This is a genomic window from Morganella sp. B601, assembly GCF_051172335.1.
GTDB classification, from domain to species: domain Bacteria; phylum Pseudomonadota; class Gammaproteobacteria; order Enterobacterales; family Enterobacteriaceae; genus Morganella; species Morganella morganii.
Window position 1 is genome coordinate 107691 of sequence record NZ_JBPIZE010000004.1, and the last position, 20014, is coordinate 127704.

Genomic DNA, 20014 nt, shown 5'->3' on the forward strand with positions numbered 1-20014 from the left:
TTGTTAACACAGATGTAATAAGAGGTTAATCCCTTGAGTGACATGGCGAAAAACCTAATTCTCTGGCTGGTCATCGCGGTAGTGCTGATGTCGTTGTTCCAGAGTTTTGGCCCAGGCGATTCAAACAGTCGTAAGGTGGACTACTCTACCTTCATCACTGAGTTAGCACAGGATCAGGTGCGCGAAGTCCGTATTTCCAATCGTGATCTTAACGTCAGTAAAAAAGACGGCTCCAAATACACGACGTACCTGCCGATGCAGGACAATCAGCTGCTTAATACCATGCTGAACAAAAACGTCACTGTGGTCGGTGAACCACCGGAAGAGCCGGGTATCCTGACAACCATTTTCATTTCCTGGTTCCCGATGCTGCTGTTAATCGGCGTCTGGATCTTCTTCATGCGCCAGATGCAGGGCGGCGGCGGTAAAGGTGCGATGTCCTTCGGTAAAAGTAAGGCACGCATGCTGACCGAAGATCAGATCAAAACCACCTTTGCGGATGTGGCCGGTTGTGATGAGGCCAAAGAAGAAGTCGGCGAGCTGGTGGAATATCTGCGTGAGCCGAGCCGCTTCCAGAAACTCGGCGGTAAAATTCCGAAAGGTATTCTGATGGTGGGGCCTCCGGGTACCGGTAAAACGTTGCTGGCAAAAGCGATTGCCGGTGAGGCGAAAGTACCGTTCTTCACCATTTCCGGTTCTGACTTCGTCGAAATGTTCGTGGGTGTGGGTGCGTCCCGTGTCCGTGATATGTTCGAACAGGCGAAGAAAGCAGCCCCATGTATCATCTTTATCGATGAAATCGACGCCGTCGGCCGTCAGCGTGGTGCGGGTCTGGGCGGTGGTCACGATGAACGTGAGCAGACACTGAACCAGATGCTGGTTGAGATGGATGGTTTCGAAGGTAACGAAGGTATTATCGTTATCGCGGCAACCAACCGTCCGGATGTGCTTGACCCTGCGTTACTGCGTCCGGGTCGTTTCGACCGTCAGGTCGTGGTCGGTCTGCCGGATGTGCGCGGCCGTGAGCAAATCCTGAAAGTGCATATGCGCCGTGTGCCGTTATCGCCGGACGTTGAACCGTCTGTGCTGGCACGTGGTACACCGGGCTTCTCCGGTGCGGATCTCGCCAACCTGGTGAACGAAGCTGCGCTGTTTGCGGCACGTGGTAACAAACGCGTTGTGACCATGGTCGAGTTCGAAAAAGCAAAAGATAAAATCATGATGGGTGCGGAACGCCGCTCTATGGTGATGACAGAAGAGCAGAAAGCCTCGACTGCCTACCATGAAGCCGGTCACGCTATCATCGGTCGTCTGGTGCCGGAGCATGACCCGGTACACAAAGTGACCATTATTCCGCGCGGACGTGCACTGGGTGTGACCTTCTTCTTACCGGAAGGGGATCAGATCAGCGCCAGCCGTCAGAAACTTGAAAGTCAGATCTCCACCCTGTACGGCGGCCGTCTGGCGGAAGAGATTATCTACGGGCCGGAAAATGTGTCCACAGGCGCATCCAACGACATCAAAGTGGCAACTAACATTGCCCGTAACATGGTGACGCAGTGGGGCTTCTCTGAAAAACTGGGGCCGTTACTGTATGCGGATGAAGACGGTGAAGTGTTCTTAGGCCGTTCTGTGTCAAAAGCACAGCACATGTCTGATGAAACTGCCCGGACTATCGATGAGGAAATCCGCGGGATTATTGAGCGCAACTACAAACGTGCGCGTCAGATCCTGATGGATAACCTGGATATCCTGCACACCATGAAAGATGCATTAATGAAATATGAAACCATTGATGCACCACAGATTGATGATCTGATGAACCGTGTGCCGGTCCGCGAACCTGCGGGCTGGGAAGGTGACAAGCCGAAAGCGGATACCCGTCCGCCGGAAAGCAGTAACCAGGTTCCGGTTCAGGAAGCACCTGAATCATCAGATGACAACAATGCTGCGCCGTCTGAAGACGACAACAAGCAGTCATAATTCATCATTCAGTTGCATGAAGCAGTAATATGAAAAACCCGGCGGAAAATCTGCCGGGTTTTTTTATATCTTTATCCCGCCGGAGTCAGGCATTACAATCACGTCACGATTGAAATAATAAACAGTAAGAAGGCCGGATTATGAAACTTACCGCACGCGGTCAGACACTTTCGCTGTCAACGCCGCAGGTGATGGGGATCCTCAATGTGACCCCGGATTCATTCTCAGACGGCGGTACACACAACACCCCCGCCAAAGCACTGGAACACGCCCGGAAAATGATTGCGGAAGGTGCGGCGATCATTGATATCGGCGGTGAATCCACCCGTCCCGGGGCGGCGGAAGTCAGTCCGGAGCAGGAGGCGGAGCGGGTTATCCCGGTTGTGGCAGCGATTGCCCGTGAATCGGACGTCTGGATTTCAGTGGATACCTCAAAAGCACTGGTGATCCGCGAAGCCGCAAATGCAGGGGCTCATATTCTCAATGATATCCGCTCATTCAGTGAGCCGGGGGCATTACAGGCGGCGGCACAGAGCGGCCTGCCGGTTTGTGTGATGCATATGCAGGGAGAACCGCGTACCATGCAGCAGGCACCGCACTATCAGAATGTGGTGCGTGAGGTGTATACGTATCTTGAAGCGCAGGTGGCACGCTGTGTGGCGGCCGGAATTGAAAAAAATCACATAATTCTCGATCCGGGCTTCGGTTTCGGAAAAACACTGACGCATAATTATCAGTTATTGGATAAATTAGACCTGTTTCATAACCTGGGATTACCGGTTCTCGCCGGAATGTCACGAAAATCTATGATTGGCCAGCTGATGGATATTCCCCCGGATGAACGGGTTGCCGGCAGCGTGGCCTGTGCGGTGATTGCCGCGATGAAAGGTGCGCAGATTATCCGTGTTCATGATGTAAAAGAAACTGTCCAGGCCATGAAAGTGGTGGAAGCAACCCGTTTAGCGAAGGAAACAAACGACAATGAGTGATCGCAAATACTTTGGTACTGATGGCATCCGCGGAAAAGTGGGTGACAGCCCGATTACCCCTGATTTTGTGCTCAAACTGGGCTGGGCAGCAGGGAAAGTGCTGGCACGTCACGGCTCACGTAAAATTATTATCGGCAAGGATACCCGTATTTCCGGCTATATGCTGGAATCCGCACTGGAAGCCGGTCTTGCCGCCGCAGGGTTATCCGCTTCATTTACCGGCCCGATGCCGACACCGGCGGTCGCTTATCTGACCCGTACTTTCCGTGCTGAGGCCGGTATTGTTATCTCCGCCTCTCACAACCCGTATTATGACAACGGTATCAAATTCTTCTCCATCGACGGCACCAAGCTGCCGGATAACGTGGAAGAAGCGATTGAAGCCGAAATGGAAAAACCACTGACCTGTGTGGAATCCGCCGAGCTGGGCCGTGCAAACCGTATTGTGGATGCCGCCGGCCGTTACATTGAGTTCTGTAAAGGGACATTCCCGAACGAGCAGAGCCTGAACGGGCTGAAAATGGTGATCGACTGCGCACACGGCGCAACCTATCACATCGCACCGAACGTATTAAGTGAACTGGGTGCGGAAGTGATTGCTATCGGCTGTGATCCGAACGGTATCAACATTAACGAAAAATGCGGTGCAACGGATGTCCGTCAGTTACAGGAACGTGTTCTGGCTGAAGGCGCACATGTCGGCCTGGCATTTGACGGTGACGGCGACCGCCTGATCATGGTGGATCACCTGGGTGAAAAAGTGGACGGTGACCAGATCCTGTTTATCATTGCCCGTGAAGCACTGCGCCAGGGACAACTGCGCGGTGGTGCTGTCGGTACACTGATGAGTAATATGGGACTGGAGCTGGCGCTGAAACAGCTGGGTATTCCGTTTGAGCGCGCGAAAGTCGGCGACCGTTACGTGCTCGAAAAACTTCAGGAAAAAGGCTGGCGTCTGGGTGCGGAAAACTCCGGCCACATCATCCTGCTGGATAAAACCACTACCGGTGACGGCATTGTGGCGGGTCTTCAGGTACTGAGTGCCATGGTACGCAACAACATGAGCCTGCACGACCTGTGCAGTGGCATGAAACTGCTGCCGCAGGTGCTGGTGAATGTCCGCTTTGCCGGTCAGCACGACCCGCTGGCAAGCGAGGAAGTCACCCGCGTGGCACAGGAAGTGGAAAAAGAGCTGAACGGCAAAGGCCGTGTGCTGCTGCGTAAATCCGGTACTGAACCGCTGATCCGTGTGATGGTGGAAGGGGAAGATGAAGCGCAGGTCACTGCAATGGCAAACCACATTGCAGACGCGGTGAAACGCGTATAATTATTTATGATGTGAATGGCAGAGCCGGAAAAAATTATTGCGGTTTCTCCCCGGCTCTGTCAGAATCCGCCCCTTATTGTTGTTTTTTTCCGCAACCGGTGCGCCTGGCTTAAAATAGACTTGCGCGTGCGCGTTTGTTTGGTTAGTATTCTGACCCGCTCAGCAAGGTAATTAGGTTTATCTGTGAGTGTGCAGATTGATACCGAATCAGTCGGTATACCGTACGAGGAATAGGTACACGTTTATGTATACAGCTCTCTTAGTCGTTTTCTTACTTGTTGCGATTGCCTTAGTCGGCATGATCTTAATGCAGCAGGGGAAAGGTGCGGACATGGGTGCTTCGTTCGGTGCAGGCGCGTCTGCAACACTGTTTGGTTCTTCGGGTTCAGGTAACTTCATGACCCGTACCACAGGCATTTTAGCAACACTGTTTTTTGTACTGAGTTTGGTTCTGGGCAACATGACCAGCAATAAAACCGGTACAGGCAGCAAGTTTGATAATCTCGCTCAGCCGGTGCAGACAGAACAGAAAACAGATGTTCCCGCAGCACCAGCAGCTCCTAACAGCGATATTCCGCGCTGATTGTTGCAAGTCTGAAGTAAAAGTTTTAAACGGGGTTGATACACACCATCAGTCAGTCCCGTAAAAAAGAGCAGTTCAGTGCCGAGGTGGTGAAATTGGTATACACGCTACCTTGAGGTGGTAGTGCCTACAAAACGGGCGTACGGGTTCAAGTCCCGTCCTCGGCACCATTTAGTTTCACACTTGCGTTTTGCAGGTGATCAGCGTAGAATTTTTCACGTTTCGAACGCGGGATGGAGCAGCATGGTAGCTCGTCGGGCTCATAACCCGAAGGTCGTCGGTTCAAATCCGGCTCCCGCAACCACTTCTTATAACAAATCGTTTTTTCCAATGTTGATTGTATCAACAACTCTTACGTTATCCCTGATTTGGAAAAAAGATTAAGAAGTGTGATGTACACAGGGTCCAGTTGCATAAAGCCCCGAAATTTCGGGGTTTTTTGTTATCAGTCAACAGAGATACTGGGCGTTATGCCCTTTTTTTATGTCCCGGGGGTGGTCTTGTCCACATTAGAGCAGAAATTAACAGAGATGGTCACTGCACCTGTCGAAGCACTCGGTTTTGAGCTTGTCGGCGTGGAGTTTATCCGCGGCCGCGTGTCAACACTGCGTATTTTTATTGATAGTGAAGAGGGTATCACTGTTGATGATTGCGCGGACGTGAGCCACCAGGTCAGTGCCGTTCTTGATGTTGAAGATCCTATTACAACCGTTTATAACCTTGAGGTTTCGTCTCCGGGTATGGAGCGTCCGTTATTTACGGCTGAACATTATCAGCGGTTTACCGGTGAGGAAGTCTCACTGACTTTACGAATCGCAATGCAGAACCGTCGCAGATGGCAGGGTATTATCAAAGCCGTCGACGGTGAAATGATCACGGTTACAGTGGATGGCAAAGACGAAGTGTTCGCACTTGGCAACATCCAGAAAGCTAACCTGGTACCCCACTTTTAATATAAAGTTCAAAAGAGGCAACTAGGATGAATAAAGAAATTCTGGCTGTTGTTGAGGCAGTTTCTAACGAAAAATCGCTTCCTCGTGAGAAAATTTTTGAGGCTCTGGAAACTGCGCTGGCAACCGCCACCAAGAAAAAATACGAACAGGAAATTGATGTTCGTGTGGAAATCGACCGTAAATCCGGTGATTTTGATACCTTCCGCCGCTGGATGGTGGTAGAAGAAGTCACTCAGCCGACCCGTGAAATCACACTGGAAGCGGCTGATTATGAAACGCCGGGCATTCAGGTAGGCGAATATATCGAAGATCAGATTGAATCTGTCACCTTCGACCGTATCACCACTCAGACCGCAAAACAGGTTATCGTACAGAAAGTACGCGAAGCTGAGCGTGCGATGGTGGTTGATCAGTTCCGCGAGCAGCAGGGCGAAATCATCACCGGTGTGGTGAAAAAAGTGAACCGCGAAAACATTACCCTCGATCTGGGGAATAATGCGGAAGCGGTCATTATGCGCGAAGATATGCTGCCGCGTGAGAACTTCCGCCCGGGTGACCGTATCCGCGGAGTTCTGTATGATGTTCGTCCGGAAGCCCGTGGTGCGCAATTATTTGTGACCCGTTCCCGTCCGGAAATGCTGGTCGAATTATTTAAAATCGAAGTGCCGGAAATCGGCGAAGAGATTATTGAAATTAAAGCGGCTGCCCGTGATCCCGGTTCCCGTGCGAAAATCGCGGTGAAGACCAATGACAAACGCATCGACCCTGTCGGGGCATGTGTGGGAATGCGCGGCGCCCGCGTTCAGGCCGTTTCCGGTGAGCTGGGCGGCGAGCGGATTGATATCGTGTTGTGGGATGACAACCCGGCGCAATTCGTGATTAATGCAATGGCTCCGGCAGATGTTGCATCCATTGTTGTCGATGAAGACAAATGCACAATGGACGTTGCTGTGGAAAGCAGCAACCTTGCACAGGCCATTGGCCGTAACGGCCAGAATGTGCGTCTCGCTGCACAACTGCTGAAAAAACATCGTGGTGATGACAAATGGGAACTGAATGTCATGACTGCGGAGGAACTTAACGCGAAACACCAGGCGGAAGCACACGCTTCCATTGAAACTTTTGTTAAGCATCTCGACATCGATGAAGATTTCGCAACCTTATTAGTGGAAGAAGGTTTCTCCACACTGGAAGAACTGGCGTATGTGCCGGTCAGCGAACTTCTGGAAATCGACGGCCTCGAAGAGGAAACCGTTGAAGTCCTGCGCGAACGTGCAAAAGCCGCTTTAACAACGCTCGAACTGGCACAGAAAGAGAGCCAGTCAGGTACCACACCGGCGGATGATTTGTTAAACCTTGAAGGCATGGACCGCACACTGGCATTCACCCTGGCTTCCCGTGGTATTTGTACCCTTGAAGATCTCGCAGAGCAGGGTATCGATGACCTCACGGATATCGAAGGTCTGAATGATGAGAAAGCAGGTGAGCTCATCATGGCAGCGCGTAATATCTGTTGGTTTGGCGACGATGCATCTTAATTTGTAGCGGGAAGGAGCAGCATGACAGAATCGGTAAAATCACTGGCAGACGAAATTCAGACTTCCGTAGAGCGCCTGGTACAGCAGTTTGCTGATGCCGGCATCAAAAAAACGGCGTCTGATAACGTTTCCCAGCAAGAAAAAGAGGCCCTGCTGGCCCATCTGAACCGCGAACAGGGCGGGGCAAGTCAGCCGGGTAAATTAACACTTCAGCGCAAAACTCGCAGTACGCTGAGTGTTCCGGTAACCGGTGGCAAGAGCAAATCGGTTAATATTGAAGTCCGCAAAAAACGCACATATGTAAACCGCGATGCCGCTGAACAGGCAAAAGCCGCGGAAGAGCAGGCACAGCGTGAAGCGGAAGAGCAGGCAAGACGCGAAGCTGAAGAGCAGGCCCGTCGTGAAGCCGAAGAAAAAGCTAAACAAGAGGCGCAAGCCAAACGTGAGGCTGAAGAAAAGGCAAAACGCGAAGCGGCAGCAGCGAAAGTAACTGAACAAGCGGCAGAACCGGCTAAGCGTGAAGCAGCGGAAAAGAATAACGTGAAAGAAAATAAAGCGAAATCAGCCCCGGCTGATACCCGGGAAAACAGCGAAAAAGTGCGCCGCGAAGCCGAAGCCGCTGAAATCAAACGCAAAGCTGAAGAAGAACAGCAGCGCAAACTTGAAGCTGAAGTGAAACGTGCAGCTGAAGAAGCGCGCCGTCTGGCCGAAGAAAACGGCGAGAAATGGTCTGCTCCTGTCAGCGAAGAAACAGAAAGCGCGGACTATCACACCACCACCTCTGCTCACGCCCGTGAAGCGGAAGATGAAAGTGATGCGAAAGTTGAAGGCGATAACCGCGGCCGCGGCCGTGGCGCGAAAAACGTCCGCCAGAAGAAAAACAACCGTCATTCTGAGAAAGCCGATCGCGAAGAAGCCCGTGCGCAACTGCCGCGCGGTAAGAAACAGCGTAAAGGCAGCTCACTGCAGCAGAGCTTTAACAAGCCGGTTGCAGCGGTTAGCCGTGATGTGGTTATCGGTGAAACCATCACTGTCGGCGAATTAGCCAACAAGATGGCGGTGAAAGGTTCTCAGGTCATTAAAACCATGATGAAGATGGGCGCTATGGCGACTATCAACCAGGTGATTGACCAGGAAACCGCACAGCTGGTTGCCGAGGAAATGGGTCACAAAGTTATCCTGCGCCGTGAGAACGAGCTGGAAGAAGCGATCCTGAACGACCGTGACATGGGTGAAGCGCAGGCTGAACCACGTGCACCGGTTGTGACCATCATGGGTCACGTTGACCACGGTAAAACCTCATTACTGGACTATATCCGTTCCACCAAAGTCGCCTCCGGCGAAGCGGGCGGTATTACCCAGCACATCGGTGCTTACCATGTGACCACCGATAAAGGCGCTATCACGTTCCTGGATACTCCGGGACACGCCGCGTTTACCTCCATGCGTGCCCGTGGTGCGCAGGCAACGGATATCGTTGTTCTGGTTGTCGCAGCGGACGATGGCGTGATGCCGCAGACTATCGAAGCTATCCAGCATGCGAAAGCAGCGGGTGTGCCGGTTGTGGTTGCGGTGAACAAAATTGATAAACCGGAAGCTGACCCGGATCGCGTACGTAACGAACTGTCTCAGTACGGCATCCTCTCTGAAGAGTGGGGCGGTGAGACTCAGTTCATCAGCGTTTCCGCCAAGAAAGGTATCGGTATCGACGATCTGCTCGATGCTATCCTGCTGCAGGCTGAAGTTCTCGAACTGAAAGCAGTGCGTGCCGGTATGGCAAGCGGTGTTGTTATCGAATCTTACCTCGATAAAGGCCGTGGTCCGGTCGCCACTATCCTGGTACAGAGCGGTACACTGAACAAAGGCGATATCGTCCTGTGCGGCTTTGAATACGGCCGTATCCGTGCGATGCGTAACGAACTGGGTCAGGATATCACCGAAGCGGGTCCGTCCATTCCGGTGGAAATCCTGGGTCTGTCCAACGTACCGTCTGCCGGTGATGAAGCGACCGTTGTCCGTGACGAGAAGAAAGCCCGTGAAGTGGCACTCTATCGTCAGGGTAAATTCCGTGATGTGAAACTGGCACGCCAGCAGAAAGCCAAACTGGAAAACATGTTTGCTAACATGGAAAGCGGTAAGGTTTCTGAACTGAATATCGTTCTGAAGACAGATGTTCAGGGTACCTGTGAAGCTATCACCGATTCACTGATGAAACTGTCAACTGACGAAGTCAAAGTGAAAATCATCGGTTCCGGTGTGGGTGGTATCACTGAAACTGACGCCACGCTGGCTGCGGCATCCAACGCGATTATCCTCGGCTTTAACGTCCGTGCGGATGCATCAGCACGCCGCCTGATTGAAAGCGAAAGCGTTGACCTGCGTTACTATTCCGTCATCTACAGCCTGATTGACGAAATCAAACAGGCAATGAGCGGGATGCTGGCGCCGGAATTCAAACAGGAAATCATGGGTCTGGCAGAAGTCCGTGATGTGTTCCGTTCACCGAAATTCGGTGCAATCGCCGGTTGTATGGTGACTGAAGGAACTATCAAACGTAATAACCCTATCCGCGTTCTGCGTGACAACGTGGTTATCTATGAAGGTGAGCTGGAATCCCTGCGCCGCTTCAAAGATGACGTTGCTGAAGTCCGTAACGGGATGGAGTGTGGTATCGGTGTCAAGAACTACAATGATGTCCGCCCGGGCGACATGATTGAAGTCTTCCAGGTGATTGAAGTTCAGCGAACTATCTGATCACCTGACGGTATGACATAACATGATATAATTGGGGGGCTTATGGCCCCCCGAATTTTCAGGAGAGAAACTATGGCGAGAGAATTCAGCCGTACTCAGCGCGTTTCACAGGAAATTCAGAAAGAAATTGCGATTATCCTGCAGCGTGAAATTAAAGATCCCCGTGTGGGGATGGCAACGGTATCCGGTGTGGATTTATCCCGTGATATGGCCTATGCCACGGTATTTGTGACCTTTCTGAACTTTATGGATGAAGACCATAATTCAGAGCAGGTGAAAACAGGTATCAAAGTCTTAAATGATATTTCCGGCTATATCCGTTCCCTGCTGGGGAAAGAGATGCGTCTGCGCATTATTCCGGAACTCAAATTTGAATATGACAGTTCTCTGGTCGAAGGGATGCGTATGTCCAACCTGGTGTCTGATGTGATCAAACACGACCAGGATATGCGTAAATCTGCGGACGACAAAGAGGGTAACTGATGGCACGCCGTCGTCGGGGCCGTAATGTCAACGGCATTGTCCTGCTGGATAAACCGCAGGACATTTCATCCAATGATGCATTGCAGAAGGTCCGCCGTCTGTTTAATGCCGCCAAAGCCGGTCACACCGGCGCGCTGGATCCGCTGGCGACCGGTATGCTGCCGGTCTGCCTCGGTGAAGCAACCAAGTTTTCACAGTTCCTGCTGGATTCCGACAAGCGTTACCGCGTGATTGCCCGCCTGGGGCAGCGTACGGACACCTCAGACTCACAGGGTGAGGTGATCAGTGAGCGCCCGCTGTCATTCACGGCGGAACAGCTTGCGGCTGCCCTGGAGTCATTCAGGGGCGATACCTTACAGGTGCCGTCCATGTACTCCGCGCTCAAGCATCAGGGACGTCCGCTGTATGAGTATGCCCGCAAAGGCATCACCATAGAGCGGGAAGCCCGCCCGATCACGGTGTATGAACTGCTGTTTATCCGCCATGAAGGGGATGAACTGGAGCTGGAAATTCACTGCTCGAAAGGCACCTATATCCGCACTATCATTGATGATCTCGGTGAGAAACTCGGTTGCGGTGCTCACGTGACTATGCTGCGCCGGCTGCAGGTGGCCACGTATCCGGCAGAACGGATGGTGACACTGGAACAGCTTCAGGAAATGCGCCGTGTGGCGGATGAGTCTGAAGCTCCTCTTGAAACCGCACTGGATCCGCTGCTGCTGCCGATGGATACCGCCGTGTCACATTTTCCGCAGGTAAATCTGACGGACGTGACTGCCGGGTATTTTAAGCTGGGGCAGCCGGTACGGGCTCCGCACGACCTGGCACCGGAGACATTAACCCGTGTAACGCAGGGTGATGACGCGCAGTTTATCGGCCTTGCGGTGATCAGTGAGGACGGGCTGGTGGCACCGCGCCGTCTTGTTGTGGAATACACGGAATAAGCATTGCCGCATCTTGCGTTCAGGGCGCAGGCGGCGTAGAATAACGCGGCAATTTCCCTGAGATGCTGAATTAGAGATCGGCACTCATTTTTATTAATCAAAGTATATTTGGAGTTCTATTATGTCTCTAAGCACTGAAGCGAAAGCGAAAATTGTCGCTGATTTCGGTCGTGGCGAAAACGACACCGGTTCAAGCGAAGTTCAGATCGCGCTGCTGACTGCACAGATCAACCACCTGCAGGGTCACTTTGCAGAGCACAAAAAAGATCACCACAGCCGTCGTGGTCTGCTGCGTATGGTTGCTCAGCGTCGTAAGCTCCTGAACTATCTGAAAGGCAAAGACTTAGCAAGCTATACCTCAATTCTTGAGCGTCTGGGCCTGCGTCGCTAATTCAGACAAGTTTCAGTGGAAAGGGGCCGACGGCCCCTTTTCTTCTGAATGCGGCACACTGAGCTGTTGCCGCAATAATAACGATTCTTCGGTACAGCTATTCGCGCGGCTAATGAGAGCACTTTCCGGCAGCAGGAAAAGGTTGTCATTAGTCGCGAGGATGTATCTGAAGGAACCATTTCACTACTTACCCCTGCCGGGGTGAGAGACCCAGAAGGATATTATTTTGTTAAATCCGACAATCCGTAAATTCCAGTATGGTCAGCACACTGTCACTATCGAAACCGGCATGATGGCCCGTCAGGCGACAGCAGCTGTAATGGTTAACATGGACGACACCGCGGTATTCGTTACCGTTGTCGGCCAGAAAAAAATGAAACCGGGCCAGGACTTCTTCCCGCTGACCGTAAACTATCAGGAGCGTACTTACGCGGCCGGCCGTATTCCGGGGAGCTTCTTCCGCCGTGAAGGCCGTCCCGGCGAAGGCGAAACCCTGATCGCACGTCTGATTGACCGTCCGTTACGTCCGCTGTTTCCGGAAGGTTTCCTGAACGAAGTTCAGATCATCGCAACCGTGGTGTCTGTGAACCCGCAGGTTAACCCTGATATCGTGGCAATGATTGGTGCCTCAGCGGCGCTGGCACTGTCCGGTATTCCGTTCAACGGTCCGATTGGTGCGGCACGTGTTGGTTTCATCAATGACCAGTATGTTCTGAACCCGACCACTGACGAATTAGCGGTAAGCAAACTGGATCTGGTTGTTGCCGGTACCAAAGGTGCGGTTCTGATGGTTGAATCAGAAGCACAGCTGCTGACCGAAGAACAAATGCTGGGTGCGGTCGTGTTCGGTCACGAGCAGCAGCAGATTGTTATCGAAAACATCAATGCACTGGCCGCTGAAGCCGGTAAGCCGAAGTGGGACTGGCAGCCGGAGCCTGTTAACCAGACTCTGCGTGACCGCGTTGCTGAACTGTCTGAAAAAGCGCTGGGTGATGCTTACCGTATCACTGAAAAACAGGATCGTTACGCACAGGTTGATATCATTAAAGATGCAACCATCAGTGCTCTGGAAGCTGAATTTGCCGCACGCGGTGAAGAGCTGACCGGCGAACTGAAACACGAAATCAGCGACATCCTGGCTGCGGTTGAGAAATCTGTTGTCCGTACCCGTGTTCTGAACGGCGAGCCGCGTATCGACGGCCGTGAAAAAGACATGGTCCGCGCACTGGATGTCCGCACCGGTGTTCTGCCGCGTACTCACGGTTCTTCTCTGTTCACCCGTGGTGAAACTCAGGCGCTGGTAACAGCAACTCTGGGTACTGCCCGTGATGCACAGACTCTGGATCAGGTAATGGGTGAAATTACTGACACCTTCCTGTTCCACTATAACTTCCCTCCGTACTGCGTGGGTGAAACCGGTATGGTCGGTTCACCGAAGCGTCGTGAAATCGGCCACGGCCGTCTGGCGAAACGTGGTGTGCTGGCAGTGATGCCATCCCAGGAAGAATTCCCGTACACCGTGCGTGTGGTTTCAGAAATTACTGAATCCAACGGTTCTTCTTCTATGGCGTCAGTCTGTGGTGCATCTCTGGCACTGATGGATGCAGGTGTTCCTGTGAAATCAGCGGTTGCCGGTATCGCGATGGGTCTGGTGAAAGAAGGCGACAAATTCGTGGTTCTGTCTGATATCCTCGGTGATGAAGACCACCTCGGCGACATGGACTTTAAAGTTGCGGGCAGCCGTGACGGTATCAGCGCCCTGCAGATGGATATCAAAATCGAAGGTATCACCAGCGAAATTATGCAGGTGGCTCTGAACCAGGCCAAAGGTGCGCGTCTGCACATCCTGGGCGTGATGGAACAGGCTATCAACTCACCACGTGCTGATATCTCTGAGTTTGCACCGCGCATTCACACCATCCGCATCAACCCGGACAAAATCAAAGACGTTATCGGTAAAGGCGGTTCTGTGATCCGTGCCCTGACCGAAGAAACAGGCACCACTATCGAAATCGAAGATGACGGTACTGTGAAGATTGCTGCAACTGACGGCGATAAAGCGAAGATGGCTATCCGCCGTATCGAAGAAATCACCGCAGAAGTGGAAGTCGGCCGTATCTATAACGGTAAAGTTGTCCGTATCGTTGACTTCGGTGCCTTCGTGGCTATCGGCGGCGGTAAAGAAGGTCTGGTGCATATTTCTCAGATCGCTGACAAACGCGTTGAAAAAGTATCAGATTATCTGGAAATGGGTCAGGAAGTACCGGTCAAGGTACTGGAAATCGACCGTCAGGGTCGTATCCGCCTGAGCATGAAAGAAGCAGTCAGTCAGGATGCTGCACCGGCTTCGGATGCAAACCCTGATGCAAATAACGCTGAATAAAATTTGACGTAAGTCGTGGCGTCCTGTAAAAAGGGCGCCATTCGGCAAAAAAAGCAAAATGCACTCGGTTATTGTCAGTCAGAGGATTATCCTTTCAGGGATCTGACTTCGGGAGTAGGAAATGAATTTTTTTCTGCGTTGGTGGAGCATTGCGGCTATAATTTTTATCGCAGGATGCAGCAGCGGTAAAAACTGGCACTCCGGGGATTTACTTGCAGTACCCCTGCAACCATCATTACAGCAGGAAGTGATCCTCGCCCGAATGGAACAAATACTGGCAAGCCGGTCATTAACTGAGGACGAGTACGCCCAGCTGCTTTATCAGCGTGGTGTGTTGTACGACAGCCTCGGATTGCGTGCATTGGCACGTAACGATTTTACTGTTGCGTTATCAATGCGTCCGGATATTCCGGAGATATTTAATTACCTGGGCATTTATTTTACGCAGGCAGGCAACTTTGATGCTGCCTATGAAGCGTATGATTCTGTATTAGAGCTTGATCCAACTTATAACTACGCGCGTATGAACCGCGGTATTGCCCTGTATTACGGGGGCCGGTATCCGGTGGCGCGGGATGATTTGCTGGCGTTTTATCAGGATGATCCAAACGATCCGTTCCGCTCGCTGTGGCTTTATCTCGTCGATAAAGAGATAGATCCGAAGAAAGCACTGACCGATTTACGTCAGCGCTATCAGCAGGCGAAAGGCGGACAATGGGGCTGGAATATTGCTGAATTCTATCTCGGCGACATCAGTGAAAAGACACTGCTTGATCGGCTGAAGGAATTCTCAACGGATAACACTTCGCTCGCTGAACATCTCAGTGAAACCTACTTCTATTTAGGTAAATACTACCTGAGTCTGGGGGATACGGACAGCGCTGAAACGCTGTTCAAGCTGACGGTTGCCAACAACGCACACAATTTCGTTGAGCACCGCTACGCATTGTTGGAATTAGCTCTGTTAGGTGATGAAGAACAGGACCTGACGGATTCAGATCCACAATAGCTGACGAACACACTTCAACCCGTTAATTTTTCACCATCGCGAAAGTGATGGGGGGATGTTTTGTTCGTTTTATAATTTTATTTGAGCCAGTTCACACTTTTAAATGAAAACAACCGACATGCTTTCCGATGGGTTGTGTAGACTGGCCGCCATTTTGTATGAGGCACCTTTACATGACCACTGAGACTGAAATCTCTTTTGCTGACATTGGTTTATCAGCTGATATTTTGACTGCACTGGACGACCTGGGCTACGAAAAGCCGTCCCCGATCCAGCAACAATGTATTCCGCACCTGCTTGCCGGACGTGATGTCCTGGGTATGGCACAGACAGGTAGTGGTAAAACGGCGGCATTCGGCCTGCCGTTACTGAACAATATTGATCCGAACCTGAGAGCGCCACAGATTCTGGTGCTGGCACCGACCCGCGAATTAGCGGTCCAGGTTGCGGAAGCCTGTACTGATTTCTCCAAACATATGCGTAACGTGAATGTGGTCGCCCTGTACGGCGGTCAGCGTTATGACGTCCAGTTACGTGCTCTGCGTCAGGGGCCACAGGTGGTTGTCGGGACTCCGGGCCGTCTGCTGGATCACTTAAAACGCGGCACCCTGGATTTATCCAACCTGAAAGGTCTGGTACTGGACGAAGCAGATGAAATGCTGCGCATGGGCTTCATCGAAGACGTTGAAACCATCATGAGCCAGATCCCGGCAGAGCATCAGACAGCACTGTTCTCTGCAACTATGCCGGAAGCTATCCGCCGCATTACCCGTCGTTTCATGAAAGATCCGCAGGAAGTGCGCATTCAGACCAGCGTTACCACCCGTCCGGACATCAGCCAGAGCTACTGGACTGCTTACGGTGCACGTAAGAGCGAAGCACTGGTCCGTTTCCTGGAAGCGGAAGATTTTGATGCGGCGATTATCTTCGTCCGTACCAAAAACGCGACCCTGGAAGTGGCTGAAACCCTGGAGCGTAACGGCTACAACAGCGCAGCACTGAACGGTGATATGAACCAGGCACTGCGTGAGCAGACGCTGGAGCGCCTGAAAGATGGTCGTCTGGATATCCTGATTGCAACAGACGTTGCAGCCCGTGGTCTGGACGTTGAGCGTATCAGCCTGGTTGTTAACTACGATATCCCGATGGATGCGGAATCTTATGTTCACCGTATCGGTCGTACCGGTCGTGCGGGCCGCGCGGGCCGTGCTCTGCTGTTCGTCGAAAACCGCGAACGCCGCCTGCTGCGCAACATTGAACGCACCATGAAATTGACTATCCCTGAGGTAGAATTACCGGATGCAGAGATGATCAGCCAGCGCCGCCAGGAAAAATTTGCTGCCACTATCCATGCAGAAATGGAAAGCAGCAACCTGGATCAGTATCGTGCACTGCTGAAAAAACTGGTTCCGGCAGACAGCGATGAGTCTGACGCAGATATCGATATGGAAACTCTGGCTGCTGTTCTGCTGAAAATGGCAGAAGGTGAGCGCAAACTGATCCTGCCGCCTGATGCACCGCGTCGTCCGCGCCGTGAGTTCAACGATCGTGATGATCGCCGCCGCAATGATCGCAACGACCGTTTCGGTGATCGTCCTGAGCGTGGTGATCGTCCGCGCCGTGAACGCCGTGACGTGGGTGATATGGAACTGTATCGCATTGAAGTGGGCCGTACCGATGGTGTTGAAGTCCGTCACATTGTGGGCGCGATTGCTAACGAAGGTGATATCAACAGCCGTTACATCGGTAACATCAAACTGTTTGATACTCACTCAACTATCGAATTACCGAAAGGTATGCCGGCGGATCTGTTACAGCACTTCACCCGTACCCGTGTTATGAACAAGCCAATGAACATGACATTAGTCGGTGATGCGAAGCCGTTCAACCGTGAACGCCGCAGCGGTGGTAATGACCGTGGTGGTAACGGTGGCCGCAGTTTCGGTGGTGGTAACCGTCGTGACGGTGAGCGTTCTGATCGTGGTAACAGCGATCGCCGTCCGCAGGGCGAGCGTCGCAGCTTCCGCCGCGAAGAAGGCGGAAACTCCGCACCGCGCCGTCGTACCAATAATGATGCATAATTGATTCTCTGAATCATAAAAAGCCCGGCCGGGGATATCCCTGCCGGGCTTTTTTTATGCGTCCGGACTTTGGTATTAAATCAGCCCCAGGGCTTCCTTCAGGGGTTTGAGGTAGCGGCGGCTGACCGGAATGGTTTCGTCGTTACTCAGGATCAGTTCCGCCTGGCCGTTATCGCCCAGCAGGATTTCCCGCAGGCGGGTCAGATTGACCAGATACTGCCGGTGGCAGCGCAGCAGCGGAGTGCGGGTTTCCAGAGTGCGGAGTGTCAGCTCGGTAAATCCTTCCTGGCCGTGTGCGCTCATCACAAACACACCGCTGATACGGGAATTGACATACACCACATCCTCAACCGGCATCAGCCAGATACGGTTGTGCCCGCTGCACGGGATGTAGCGCAGCTGTTCTGTCTGTTCCGGGGTTTCAGCAGGGCGGATCTGCCCCTGGCGCAGCCGGTTCAGGGTTTTGTCCAGGCGCTCTTTCTCCACCGGTTTGAGCAGATAATCAAACGCATCCTCCTCAAAAGCCTGTAAGGCGTACTCTTCAAAGGCGGTGAGAAAGACAATTGCAGGCCGGTGGCCGGGATCGAGCATACCAACCATTTCCAGCCCGGTGACACGGGGCATCTGAATATCCAGAAACACCACGTCCGGCTTCAGGCGGTGAATTTTTCCGATGGCATCAATGGCGTTGGTGCATTCACCCAGGATATGGATGTCAGGGTATGCATCGAGCAGTAATCGCAGGTTTTCCCGGGCCAGTGGCTCATCATCAACAATTAAAACATTCATGGTGTCATTATCATTTTTTTAGTTATCAGGCGGTGCTGATGCACCTGCCGGTGAGTCGAAGGGTAAGGTCAGAATAATGGTTGTTTTTACTTCCGGTTCGCAGTGAACACTGAGACCGTATTGTTTACCATAGCGGACTTTGATGCGTTTATCGACCAGCCCCATACCGAGCCCGTCACTCATCCCGGTCGGCTGATACAGCCCGGCGTTATCGGCAATCAGGATGACAAGCGTATTGCCCTCCGCCCGTGCGCTTATGGTAATTTTTCCCTGCTCAAATATCTGTGATGTACCATGTTTTATCGCATTTTCCACAATGGGCTGTAACGAAAAGACCGGCAGACTGGCTTGTTTCAGCGCATCCGGAATGGCGATATCCACACTGAGTTGTTCACGGAAGCGGGCTTTTTCAATCTGTAAGTAAGCATTCACATGCTCAATTTCGGCAGCGAGAGTGGCTATCTCCCCCGGCCGTTTTAAATTTTTACGGAAAAAGGTGGAGAGATTCTGCACCAGATGCCGTGCCTGTTCCGCATCGCGGCGGATCACTGCCTGTAAGGTATTGAGGGCATTAAACAGAAAATGCGGGTTTACCTGGGCATGCAGCAATTTTACCTCTGTTTCCAGTAGTGACTGCTTACTTCGCTCAAACTGCCCGGCCAGGATTTGTGCCGACAACAGGCTGGCAATCCCTTCTCCCAGCGTGCGGTTAATGGAGCTGAACAGGCGGTTCTTCACCTCATACAGTTTGATGGTACCGACCACCTGCTTATTCTCTCCGGTCAGCGGGATAACCAGCGTAGAGCCGAGTTTACAGTGCGGGTTGATCGAACAGCAGTACGGCGTTTCGTTACCGTCGGCATAGACCACCTCATTATGGGCAATAGCCTGCCGGGAGTAACGCGAGGCAATCGGCGTGCCCGGCAGATGGTGATCCGCCCCGACACCGATAAACGCCAGCAGTTTTTCTGTGTCCGTGATAGCCACGGCGGCGACATTCAGCTCATCATACAGTACCTGTGCCACCTGGCGGCTGTTGGTCTCGTTAAATCCCTGGCGCAGCACGCCGTCTGTACTGATCGCCAGTTTCAGAGCCTGGGCGGAAAAGGCACTGGTGTATTTTTCAAAGATGGCGCGTCTGTCCAGCAGGATACGGATAAACATAGCGGCACCGATGGTATTGGCGATAATCATCGGTGCGGCAATATCTTTCACCAGACTCAGCGCTTCATTAAACGGCCGTGCCAGTAACAGAATAATCGCCATCTGCGCCAGTTCGGCAACAAAGGTCACACCGGCTGCTGTCCAGGGATTAAACAGCTTATTGATTTGCCCGCGCTTCATATAGTAGCGGTGAACCAGGCCTCCGATAAGCCCCTCGACAATAGTGGACACCATACAGCTGAACGCCGTCATCCCGCCGAGAGAATAGCGGTGCAGTCCGCCGGTAAAACCGACCAGCAGCCCGACAGACGGCCCGCCGAGCAACCCGCCGAGTACGGAGCCGATAGCCCGTGTGTTGGCGATGGAATCATTGATATTCAGTCCGAAATAGGTGCCCATGACACAGAAAACGGAGAAAATCAGGTAGCACATCAGCTTGTGCGGCAGGCGGACAGTCACCTGTAAGACCGGCAGCACCAGCGGCGTTTTGCTGAGCACCCAGGCGATAACCAGGTACACACACATCTGCTGAAGCAGCAGGAAAATCAGGTTGTAGTCATACATTTTTCTGTCGGATCACTTGCCGGAGGAGAATTATTTGTAACTATCTGAGATTTTATATTAAAAATAGTTGTGTAACAGG

At 52.3% G+C, this 20014-nt stretch carries 16 protein-coding genes and 2 tRNA genes; 16 read left to right on the forward strand and 2 right to left on the reverse strand.

What is annotated here, in order from left to right:
* The first annotated feature begins 33 nt into the window (after positions 1-33).
* The 16 genes from ftsH (at position 34) to ACSBQN_RS12165 (ending at position 17418) form a co-directional block, all read left to right on the forward strand.
* The gene (gene ftsH / locus ACSBQN_RS12090; RefSeq protein WP_004234548.1) at positions 34-1983 is read left to right on the forward strand and encodes an ATP-dependent zinc metalloprotease FtsH; all 1950 of its coding nucleotides are present in this window, start codon (positions 34-36) and stop codon (positions 1981-1983) included.
* 140 nt (positions 1984-2123) lie between these two features.
* Positions 2124-2972, forward strand: coding sequence for a dihydropteroate synthase (gene folP / locus ACSBQN_RS12095; protein ID WP_024474263.1), 849 nt, complete (start codon positions 2124-2126; stop codon positions 2970-2972).
* Positions 2965-4299, forward strand: coding sequence for a phosphoglucosamine mutase (glmM, locus tag ACSBQN_RS12100; RefSeq protein ID WP_337137144.1), 1335 nt, complete (start codon positions 2965-2967; stop codon positions 4297-4299). The genes folP and glmM overlap by 8 nt, the downstream gene beginning before the upstream one ends.
* Positions 4300-4543: 244 nt before the next feature.
* Positions 4544-4882: a preprotein translocase subunit SecG gene (gene secG / locus ACSBQN_RS12105; protein ID WP_015422312.1), complete on the forward strand. Its 339-nt coding sequence runs from the start codon at positions 4544-4546 to the stop codon at positions 4880-4882.
* Between the two features lie 80 nt (positions 4883-4962).
* Positions 4963-5052 (forward strand) — tRNA-Leu (locus tag ACSBQN_RS12110).
* A gap of 57 nt (positions 5053-5109) precedes the next feature.
* A tRNA-Met gene (locus tag ACSBQN_RS12115) sits at positions 5110-5186 on the forward strand.
* A gap of 196 nt (positions 5187-5382) precedes the next feature.
* Complete coding sequence (gene rimP / locus ACSBQN_RS12120; RefSeq protein WP_004241392.1) at positions 5383-5835, forward strand: ribosome maturation factor RimP; 453 nt, start codon at positions 5383-5385, stop codon at positions 5833-5835.
* A gap of 26 nt (positions 5836-5861) precedes the next feature.
* Positions 5862-7373 carry a transcription termination factor NusA gene (nusA, locus tag ACSBQN_RS12125; RefSeq protein ID WP_024474265.1) on the forward strand — a complete coding sequence of 504 codons (1512 nt, stop codon included), beginning with the start codon at positions 5862-5864 and terminating at the stop codon, positions 7371-7373.
* A gap of 21 nt (positions 7374-7394) precedes the next feature.
* Entirely contained in the window at positions 7395-10127 is a 2733-nt protein-coding gene (gene infB / locus ACSBQN_RS12130) for a translation initiation factor IF-2 (protein WP_024474266.1), read from the forward strand.
* Positions 10128-10199: 72 nt separating this feature from the next.
* A complete protein-coding gene (gene rbfA, locus ACSBQN_RS12135) occupies positions 10200-10610 on the forward strand; it encodes a 30S ribosome-binding factor RbfA (protein ID WP_004234563.1) in 411 nt (136 codons plus the stop codon).
* Complete coding sequence (gene truB, locus ACSBQN_RS12140; RefSeq protein ID WP_024474267.1) at positions 10610-11554, forward strand: tRNA pseudouridine(55) synthase TruB; 945 nt, start codon at positions 10610-10612, stop codon at positions 11552-11554. Before rbfA ends, truB begins: the two co-directional genes overlap by 1 nt.
* Positions 11555-11675: 121 nt before the next feature.
* Positions 11676-11945 (forward strand): 30S ribosomal protein S15, encoded by a 270-nt coding sequence (gene rpsO / locus ACSBQN_RS12145; protein WP_004234569.1) that lies wholly within the window; start codon positions 11676-11678, stop codon positions 11943-11945.
* 226 nt (positions 11946-12171) lie between these two features.
* Positions 12172-14328 (forward strand): polyribonucleotide nucleotidyltransferase, encoded by a 2157-nt coding sequence (pnp, locus tag ACSBQN_RS12150; RefSeq protein ID WP_354633098.1) that lies wholly within the window; start codon positions 12172-12174, stop codon positions 14326-14328.
* A gap of 121 nt (positions 14329-14449) precedes the next feature.
* Positions 14450-15337: a lipoprotein NlpI gene (nlpI, locus tag ACSBQN_RS12155; protein WP_004234572.1), complete on the forward strand. Its 888-nt coding sequence runs from the start codon at positions 14450-14452 to the stop codon at positions 15335-15337.
* 118 nt (positions 15338-15455) lie between these two features.
* Positions 15456-15521, forward strand: coding sequence for a hypothetical protein (locus ACSBQN_RS12160; RefSeq protein ID WP_225875391.1), 66 nt, complete (start codon positions 15456-15458; stop codon positions 15519-15521).
* Positions 15511-17418, forward strand: coding sequence for a DEAD/DEAH family ATP-dependent RNA helicase (locus tag ACSBQN_RS12165; protein WP_205515457.1), 1908 nt, complete (start codon positions 15511-15513; stop codon positions 17416-17418). Before ACSBQN_RS12160 ends, ACSBQN_RS12165 begins: the two co-directional genes overlap by 11 nt.
* Positions 17419-17493: 75 nt before the next feature.
* Here the strand turns inward: ACSBQN_RS12165 and btsR are convergent, their stop codons facing one another.
* Positions 17494-18207, reverse strand: a complete 714-nt coding sequence (gene btsR, locus ACSBQN_RS12170) for a two-component system response regulator BtsR (RefSeq protein WP_024474269.1) — start codon at positions 18205-18207, stop codon at positions 17494-17496.
* 18 nt (positions 18208-18225) lie between these two features.
* Positions 18226-19935, reverse strand: coding sequence for a sensor histidine kinase (locus tag ACSBQN_RS12175; protein ID WP_024474270.1), 1710 nt, complete (start codon positions 19933-19935; stop codon positions 18226-18228).
* Positions 19936-20014: the final 79 nt, after the last annotated feature.